Origin of the sequence: Streptomyces sp. SID14436, assembly GCF_010548465.1 — a bacterium.
Lineage (GTDB): Bacteria > Actinomycetota > Actinomycetes > Streptomycetales > Streptomycetaceae > Streptomyces.
In genome coordinates, this window is record NZ_JAAGMD010000141.1 from 1 (window position 1) to 8,778 (window position 8,778).

The following is an 8,778-nucleotide window of genomic DNA, read 5'->3' on the forward strand; positions in this document are numbered from 1 at the left end:
CCTGGCCGCCCGCCTGGTCGCCGCCGCCCGAGCCGAGGGTGGCGCCGACCGCGGCCAGGGCCGTGGTGACCGGCTGGAAGAAGGTCTCCCCGCCGTTGGTGCAGTCGCCGCTGCCGCCGGAGGTCAGGCCGATGGCCAGTCCGTCGCGGGTGAACATGGAGCCGCCGCTGTCGCCGGGCTCTGCGCACACGTTCGTCTGGATGAGCCCGGTGACCGTGCCCTCGGGGTAGTTGACGGTGGCGTTCAGGCCGAGCACCTGGCCGTCGGCGAGGCCGGTGGTGCTGCCCATCCGGAACACCTGCTGGCCGACGGTGGCCTCGGCGGCCTGGCTGATCCGGACCGTCTGGCCGCCGACGTCGACGTCGCTGGGCGCCTGGGTCGCCGGGTCGTCGTACTTGACGAGCGCGAAGTCGCCCTGGCCGGGGAAGACGGCCTGGTCGATGGTGGCGATGGGCGCGCCGCCCTGCTGGTCGGACCACTGGTTGCCGCCGAGCGCGCAGTGACCGGCCGTCAGGAAGGCCGGGGTGCCGTCGCTCGCGGTGACGTTGAAGCCCAGGGAGCAGCGGGAGTTGGCGGCGAAGATGGCGTCACCGCCGGACACGAAGGTCCGGAAGGTGCCGGTGGACTTCTTGATGGTGGCCATGCCGGAGCCGAGGCTCTCGACGGTGGATTCCAGGCGGTCCCACTTGTCGCCGGTGACGGTGCTGTCCGCGGTGACCAGGATCTTGTTGGTGCGCGGGTCGACCGCCCAGGAGGTGCCGGGGATGCTGGCCTCGGACTTCAGGGTCTTCGCCCCGGCCTCCAGCTCGCTCATGCTGTTGTCGACCTCGCGCACGGCCGCGCCCGCCCGCTTGGCCTGCACGATCACCTGGTTGTCGTCGCCCTGGACGACGTTGACGACGAGCTGCTTCTTGTCGCCGTCGTAGTAGGAACCGGCGAAGCTGTCACCGAGGAGCCCGGCGAGCTGCGAGGCGAGGTCCGAGGCGTCCGCCGCCTTCAGTGTCTTCGGCGCCGCTGCCGCCTCGTCCGACGCGCCGTCCTGCGAGGCGTTGGCGTTCGGGAGCAGCAGCGCGGCAGCGCCGAGCGCCACGACGCTGCCCGCCGCTATCGCGGCCTTGCGCTTCGGAATTCGCTTGTGACTCAAACTTCTCGACCTCCTGGGGGGACCGGAGTCGGGCCGCCGTTCGGCAGCGGTGGGGCGCCTGGACGGCAGGTGGTACGCACGAGCCGGGTGGGGCGTTCAATCCCGTGCGGGGACGTTCAGTTGACGGTCCGGATCCGGCCGGGTCCCTCCCGCGGTCCGGCCCCGGCCGGCCCGCCCTTCGGGCCACTCTCCGCGACGGCGCGGGGACGTTCCGTGGCGGAGAGGGGGCGGAATCCTGGCTTCAGCGAATCTGCACAGCCCGTGCCCAAGGCGGTCACGGGAACGGGAACGCGCCCGGGGCGCGGTGGCCGGGTCACGCCTTTGCGACGGGTGTGCCGGGTTCGGCGCGGGAGGGCGCAAGGGGCCGGACGGGGCGATGCGGTGGCCCATGTGAAGAAGTCGCCAGCGCGCCGTGCCGCCGTCTGCACCGTTGGATGCCACAGGGTCGCAACCTGCCTGGTGAGCGGCCCGTTTGATTGGAAGCCCGGACCGCTGCCGTGCTTACATCCATCGCACCGCAAGGCCGTTCCGGGCTTCCCGTGACGGGCCGTCCGGCGCCCGCGGTCGCGGCCTTCGACTGTCCCCAGTGGGGGCCGCTCTCCCCCTTGTGAATCACCCATACGAAGGGAAGTTCCATCATGAACTCCACCCCCCAGGTCGAGACCGCCGAGATCTCGGACGCCGAGCTGGACAACGTCTCCGGCGGCCTGTCCGTGAACGCCGTGAACACCCTGACGGGTGCGGTGGACGGCATCGCCCCGGTCTCCGGCCTGGTCGACACGGCCGTCGGCACCGTCGAGGGTGTCACCGGCCTGAACACCGCCCCGGTCACCAACCTGGTCGCCGGTCTCTGATCGCGCCTTCGGGCAGACCGGGTCCCGGAACCGTTCCACGGCTCCGGGGCCCGGCGGCGCCGTGCCCGGGCCCGGCCGCTCCCGCGGCCCGCCCGCACCCGTACCCGCACCCGCGTCCCGTTCCGCTTCCACAGTTCCGCTTCCGCAGTGCGCCGCACCGTTTCCACAGGTGAGGGAAGACCCGTGCAGTTCCGCCAACAGGCCCTCGCCAAACTCCAGTCGCCGGAGGAACTCGACCTCCCCGTGCGCTTCGCCCGCCCCCAGGGATGGCTGGTGCTGGCCGTCACCGTCGTGGCGATGGCCGCCGCGTCCGTGTGGGCGCTGACCGGATCCGTGGCGTCCACCGTGACCGCGCCCGCCGTCCTCACCCACGGCCGGGGCAGCTACGTCCTGCAGAGCCCCGTCTCCGGGCAGGTCACCGAGGTCCTCGTGGAGCAGGGCGAGCGGCTGGCCGCCCGCTCCCCCGTGCTGAAGGTCCGCACCGGGCAGGGCGACGCGGTCGTCCGCAGTCTCGACGCCGGACGCGTCACCACCCTCGCCGCGAGCGTCGGACGGATCATCAGGACCGGTGCCGACGTCGCCGCCGTGGAGCGCACCGCCCGCGCCGGGGACCCCCTGTACGCGACGGTGTACGTGCCCGCCGACCGGGCCGCCGCCGTCCCCGCCGACGCCCCCGTGGACCTCACGGTGCAGTCGGTGCCGAGCCAGGAGTACGGCGTGCTGCGCGGGACGGTCGAGTCGGTGGACCGCTCGGCGCAGTCGGCCGGGCAGATCGCCTCCTTCCTGGGCGATCCGGCCCTCGGGGAGCAGTTCACGCGGGAGGGCAGGCCGGTGGCCGTCACGGTGAAGCTGCGCACGTCGTCCGCGACGAAGAGCGGCTACGCCTGGTCCTCCGCGGAAGGCCCGCCGTTCCGGCTGACGTCGATGACCCTGGCCTCCGCCTCGGTCCGGCTCGCCGACCGGCGCCCCGTCGACTGGCTGCTGCCGTGACCACGGCACGTGAGACCCGCGGCAGGCGCCGTGCCGCCCCGCCCGCCCGCAAGGTGCCCAAGGCGCGCGCCCGCACCGTCCGTACGCCGACCGTGCTCCAGATGGAGGCCGTCGAGTGCGGCGCCGCCTCGCTGGCCATGGTGCTCGCGCACTACGGCCGTCACGTCCCGCTGGAGGAGCTGCGCATTGCCTGCGGTGTCTCCCGCGACGGCTCGCGCGCCGGCAACCTGCTGAAGGCGGCCCGTAGTTACGGCCTCACCGCCAAGGGCATGCAGATGGACCTGGCCGCCCTGGCGGAGGTGGCGGCACCGGCCGTCCTGTTCTGGGAGTTCAACCACTACGTCGTCTACGACGGCATGGGACGCCGGTTCGGCCGGCGCGGGGTGTTCGTCAACGACCCCGGCAAGGGCCGCCGGTTCGTCCCGCTGGAGGAGTTCGACGGCAGCTTCACCGGCGTCGTCCTCGTGATGGAACCCGGCGAGGACTTCACCTGGGGCGGCCGCAGACCCGGTGTGCTCGGCGCGATGCCCGCCCGGCTGCGGGGCACGGCGGGCACCCTGCCGGCCGTGGTGCTGGCCAGCCTGCTGCTGGTCGCGGTCGGCGCGGCCGTGCCGGGACTGAGCCGCGCCTACATCGACGAGTTCCTGATCGGCGGCCAGACCTCGACGCTGGACGTGCTGTTCACGTCGATGGGCGCCTGTGTGCTGCTCACCCTGCTGCTGACCTGGCTCCAGCAGGCCAACCTGCTGCGCGGCCGGATCATCTCCTCCACCCTGTCCAGCGCCCGCTTCCTGCGCCATCTGCTGCGCCTGCCGGTGACGTTCTTCGCCCAGCGCAGCCCGGCGGACCTGGTGCAGCGCCTGCAGTCCAACGACGCGGTGGCCGAAACCCTGGCGCGCGACCTGTCGGCGGCGGGCGTGGACGCGCTGGTGGTGGTGCTGTACGCGGTCCTGCTGTACAGCTACGACCCGCAGCTCACCTTCGTCGGCATCGGTGTGGCGCTGCTGAACATCGTGGCGATGCGGGTGGTGGTGAAGCTGCGCGCGACACGCACCGCGAAGCTGCGGGCGGACCTGGCGCGGCTCACCAACACGGCGTACACCGGGCTGCAGCTGATCGAGACGATGAAGGCGACGGGCGGCGAGGACGGCTACTTCCGCACCTGGGCGGGGCAGCACGCGACCACGCTGGAGGAGCAGCAGCGGCTCGGGGTGCCGACGGCCTGGCTGGGGATCGTGGCGCCGACGCTGGCCACGCTCAACAGCGCGCTGATCCTGTGGATCGGCGGCCTGCGGGCGGTCGAGGGTCACATCTCGGTGGGGCTGCTGGTCGCCTTCCAGGCGCTGGTCACCCGGTTCACCGCGCCGCTGACCCGGCTGAACGGGGTGGCCGGCCGCATCCAGGACTTCGCGGCCGACGTGGCCCGGCTGAAGGACGTGGAGAACTTCCGGGCCGACCCCCTGTACGGGCGCCCCGGCGCCACGGAGTCGACGCGGCGGCTGCACGGGCACGTCGAGCTGCAGAACATCTCCTTCGGCTACAACCCGCTGGACAAGCCGCTGCTGACCGGTTTCGACCTGACCGTCGGGCCGGGGCAGCAGGTGGCGCTGGTCGGCGGTTCCGGCAGCGGCAAGTCGACGGTGTCCCGGCTGATCTCGGGCCTGTACACGCCGTGGGACGGGGTGATCCGGGTCGACGGGCGGCGCATCGAGGACATCCCGCGCGGGGCGCTGGCCTCGTCCGTGTCCTTCGTGGACCAGGACGTGTTCCTCTTCGAGGGCACCGTGCGGGACAACGTGGCGCTGTGGGACCCGTCGATCCCGGACGAGGCCGTGGTGGCGGCGCTCGAGGACGCGGCCCTGTACGACGTGGTCGTGCGGCGGCCCGGCGGCATCCACAGCAGGGTCGAGCAGGACGGCCGGAACTTCTCCGGCGGGCAGCGGCAGCGGCTGGAGATCGCGCGGGCGCTGGTGCGGCGGCCGAGCATCCTGGTGCTGGACGAGGTGACGAGCGCGCTGGACGCGGAGACCGAGCAGGTCGTGATGGACAACCTGCGGCGCCGCGGCTGTGCCTGTGTGGTGATCGCGCACCGGCTCAGCACGGTCCGCGACAGCGACGAGATCGTCGTCCTGGACCGGGGCACGGTCGTGGAGCGCGGGCGGCACGAGGAACTGGTGGCGCGTGGCGGCGCGTACGCGGCGCTGGTCAGGGAGCGGTGAGATGACGACCGTGCACGACGGGCTCGGGGACGATGTGGTCCTCGGTGCGCTGGGCGCGCTGGGCACGCCGGTGGACTGCTCCGGCTCCGGCCGCCTGGACCTGGAGGGTCCGCAGGTGCTGTGGCTGGTGGTGTCGGGGGCCATGGACCTGTTCGCGGTCGACGCCGGGCAGCAGGGCCACTGGCACCACCTGGGCCGGCTGGAGGCGGGCTCGCTGCTGCTGGGGCCGGTGACCGGTCCCCGGCACACGCTGGTGGCGCGCCCGCTGCGGGACTGCGTGGTGCACCGCATCGGGCTGCGCGAGCTGTACCAGCCGGCGCACACCCAGACCTGGTCCTACGACGCGTACGGCAACCCGCAGTACGTGCCCCCGGCCACGAGCCCGCTGGAGTACGCGCTCGCGCTGGGCGTCGGCCGCAGCCTGTCGGTGCTGTTCCAGGCGCCGGCGGCGGGTGAGCGCGCGGCTGCCGACGGCGGGAGCCCGGCGGGCGCCTCCGGCGCGGGCGAGGACGAGGACGTGTTCTGGATGCACGTCCCGCCGGGCAGCGTGCAGTACGGCTCGGCCTACGGCGCCGAGGCGGCGGCCGATCTGCTGATGGACCCGGCGCTGTGGCAGAGCATGGTCGACCAGCAGTACCGGCTGACGACCGCCCTGGACCGCTGGATCGAGCAGCTGGAGCAGGCCCACGCGTCCCGCACCGCCGAGGGCATCCGGGCGGGTGAGGCGGTGCGCGCCCAGGCCGACCGGACGCTGCTGGCGTCCATCGGCAGCCGTCCGGGCGGCGCGCGCACGGCGACCCCCGCCGACGCTGACGCCACGTACGCGGCGTGCAGGCTGGTGGCGCGGGCGGCCGGGATCACGCTCGCCGGTCCCCCGCCGTCGGGGGTCGGCGGGGACCGTCTGGACCCGGTCGAGCAGGTGGCCCTCGCCTCCCGGGTCCGTACCCGTGCCGTGCGTCTTCAGGGGCGCTGGTGGCGGGAGGACGTCGGTCCGCTGGTCGGCCACCGGGCGCTGTCCGGGGCCCCGGTGGCCCTGCTGTGGCGGCGCGGCGGCTACGTGGCGGTCCATCCGGGCAGCGGCCGGGAGACGCCGGTGGAGAAGGCCAACGCCGGGGAGTTCGAGCCGCAGGCGGTGATGTTCTACCGGCCGCTGCCGGACCGGCGGCTCGGTCCGCTCGGCCTGATGCGGTTCTGCATGGCGGGCACCCGCCGGGACCTGACGGCGCTGCTGCTGAGCGGGCTGGTGACGGTCGCGGTCGGGGCGCTGGTGCCGATCGCCACGGGCCGGGTGCTCGGCGAGTTCGTGCCGACCGCGCGGACCGGCCTGATCGTGCAGGTGTGTCTCGCGGTGATCCTCAGCAGTGTGGTGGCCGCGGCGTTCATGCTGTTGCAGAACCTCACCCTGCTGAGGCTGGAGGGCCGGGTGGAGGCCACGCTCCAGCCGGCCGTGTGGGACAGGCTGCTGCGGCTGCCGACGGCGTTCTTCACCGAGCGTTCCACCGGGGAGCTGGCGAGCGCGGCCATGGGGGTCAGCGCGATCCGCCGGCTGCTCGCCGGGGTGGGGCCGACGGTGGCCCAGTCGGTCACCGTCGGCGCGGTGAACCTGGGTCTGCTGCTGTGGTTCAGCGTGCCGATGGCGCTGGCGGCGATCGGGATGCTGGTGGCCGTCGCCGCGGTGTTCCTGGGGCTCGGGCTGTGGCAGGTCCGCTACCAGCGGCGGCTGGTGGTGCTGACCAACAAGCTGAACAACCAGGCGTTCCAGACGCTGCGCGGGCTGCCCAAGCTGCGGGTGGCGGCGGCGGAGAACTACGCGTACGCGGCGTGGGCGTCGGAGTTCGCCCGCAGCCGGGAGCTGCAGCAGCAGGCGGGCCGGGTGAAGAACCTGACGGCCGTGCTGGGCGCCGTCTACCTGCCGCTGTGCACGCTGGCGATGTTCATGCTGCTGGCCGGTCCGGCGCGCGGCACGATGACGGCGGCCCAGTTCCTCACCTTCCACACGTCGGTGACGATGGTGCTGACCTCGGTGACCCAGCTGACCGGCGCGTTCGTCTCCGGGGTGGCGGCGCTGCCGCTGCTGGAGCAGATCGAGCCGGTGCTGGACGCGGCGCCGGAGGTGCGGTCGGGGAGCACCCGGCCGGGCCCGCTGTCCGGGGCGGTCGAGGCGCGGCGGCTGTCGTTCCGCTACTCCGACGACGGGCCGCTGGTGCTGGACGACGTGTCCCTGGAGGTGCGGCCGGGCGAGTTCGTCGCGGTGGTCGGGCCGAGCGGCTGCGGCAAGTCGACGCTGCTGCGGCTGCTGATCGGCTTCGACCGGCCGCTGTCCGGCAGTGTGCTCTACGACGGCCAGGACCTGTCCGCGCTCGACCTGTCGGCGGTGCGCCGCCAGTGCGGGGTGGTGCTGCAGCACGCCCAGCCGTTCACCGGCTCCGTCATGGACGTCATCCGCGGGACCGAGCCGTACACGCCGGAGGAGGTGATGGCGGCGGCGGAACTGGCGGGGCTGGCCGAGGACATCCGGCGGATGCCGATGGGGCTGCACACCCTGGTGTCGGGCAGCGGGGCGGTCTCCGGCGGGCAGCGGCAGCGGCTGATGATCGCCCAGGCGCTGATCCGCCGCCCGCGCATCCTCTTCTTCGACGAGGCGACCAGCGCCCTGGACAACGAGACGCAGCGCACGGTGATGGAGTCCACGAGGGCGCTGCGGGCCACCCGGATCGTCATCGCGCACCGGCTGTCGACGGTGCTGGACGCGGACCGGGTGGTGGTGATGGAGGACGGCCGGGTGGTGCAGCAGGGGCCGCCCGCCGAGCTGCTGGCGGACACGGGCGGCCGTCTGCACGAACTGGTGCGGCGGCAGCTGGCATAGCCGCACCGGCCGGGACGAACCGGGCGTCCGGTGCGGGTTCGTCCCGCCGTGGCCGCGCGCCGTGCGGTAGGACATACGCCCAGTGGGTACCCACGCGCCATGCGAACCAGCGTCATGGATGTGGGATCGAAGACCGTCAGACTCGTCGTGGCGGACACGGCCGACGGGGTGCCGCTGCCGGTGCACACGGCCAAGTGGCGCCTGAGGCTGTCCGAGCAGATCACCCCGGGCGGGCCGCTGCCCGAGCAGGCCGTGGACCGGCTGGTGGAGGCCGTCGCGGCGGCGGACCGCACCGCCGCCCGGTGGGGCGCCGCCGGTCCGCTCGCCTTCGCCACGGCGGTGGTGCGGGGTGCGCCGAACCGGCAGGAGGTGCTGCACGAGGTCCGTTCCCGTACGGACGTCGCGCTGTGCACCCTGCCGGGCGAGCTGGAGGCCGAGCTGACCTTCCTCGGGGCGCGCCGCTGGATGGGCTGGCGGTCCGGTCCGCTGGCCCTGCTGGACATCGGCGGGGGCTCGCTGGAGGTGGCGTTCGGCCGCGGCCGGCTGCCCGACTTCGTGGCCTCGCTGCCGCTGGGCGCGGGCCGGCTGACGCACGAGTTCTTCGCGGAGGAGGATCCCCCGTCGCCGGCCCGGGTGCGTGCGCTGCGCCGGCGGGTGCGGCACCAGCTGCGGGACGTGGCGGCGCGGATCCGCTGGGAGGGGCCG

5 protein-coding genes and 1 pseudogene are annotated in these 8,778 nt (G+C 73.7%); 5 read left to right on the forward strand and 1 reads right to left on the reverse strand.

Translation table 11 applies throughout. The features are described 5' to 3' along the window. The coding region (locus G3I53_RS05305; RefSeq protein ID WP_164438069.1) for a S1 family peptidase at window positions 1-1,144 on the reverse strand (1,144 nt) is incomplete at its 3' end. A gap of 638 nt (window positions 1,145-1,782) precedes the next feature. Between G3I53_RS05305 and G3I53_RS05310 the strand changes: the two genes are divergently transcribed. The 5 genes and pseudogenes from G3I53_RS05310 to G3I53_RS05330 form a co-directional block, all read left to right on the forward strand. Then, window positions 1,783-1,998, forward strand: a complete 216-nt coding sequence (locus G3I53_RS05310; protein WP_164333238.1) for a type A2 lantipeptide — start codon at window positions 1,783-1,785, stop codon at window positions 1,996-1,998. A 183-nt stretch (window positions 1,999-2,181) separates the two neighbouring features. Further along, window positions 2,182-2,988 carry an HlyD family efflux transporter periplasmic adaptor subunit gene (locus G3I53_RS05315; protein ID WP_164333239.1) on the forward strand — a complete coding sequence of 269 codons (807 nt, stop codon included), beginning with the start codon at window positions 2,182-2,184 and terminating at the stop codon, window positions 2,986-2,988. Next, window positions 2,985-5,207 (forward strand): NHLP family bacteriocin export ABC transporter peptidase/permease/ATPase subunit, encoded by a 2,223-nt coding sequence (locus tag G3I53_RS05320; protein ID WP_164333240.1) that lies wholly within the window; start codon window positions 2,985-2,987, stop codon window positions 5,205-5,207. The genes G3I53_RS05315 and G3I53_RS05320 overlap by 4 nt, the downstream gene beginning before the upstream one ends. A 1-nt stretch (window position 5,208) precedes the next feature. After that, window positions 5,209-8,073, forward strand: a complete 2,865-nt coding sequence (locus G3I53_RS05325) for an NHLP bacteriocin export ABC transporter permease/ATPase subunit (protein ID WP_164333241.1) — start codon at window positions 5,209-5,211, stop codon at window positions 8,071-8,073. Window positions 8,074-8,172: 99 nt separating this feature from the next. Next, a pseudogene (locus G3I53_RS05330) lies at window positions 8,173-8,778 on the forward strand (Ppx/GppA family phosphatase); the annotation flags it as partial.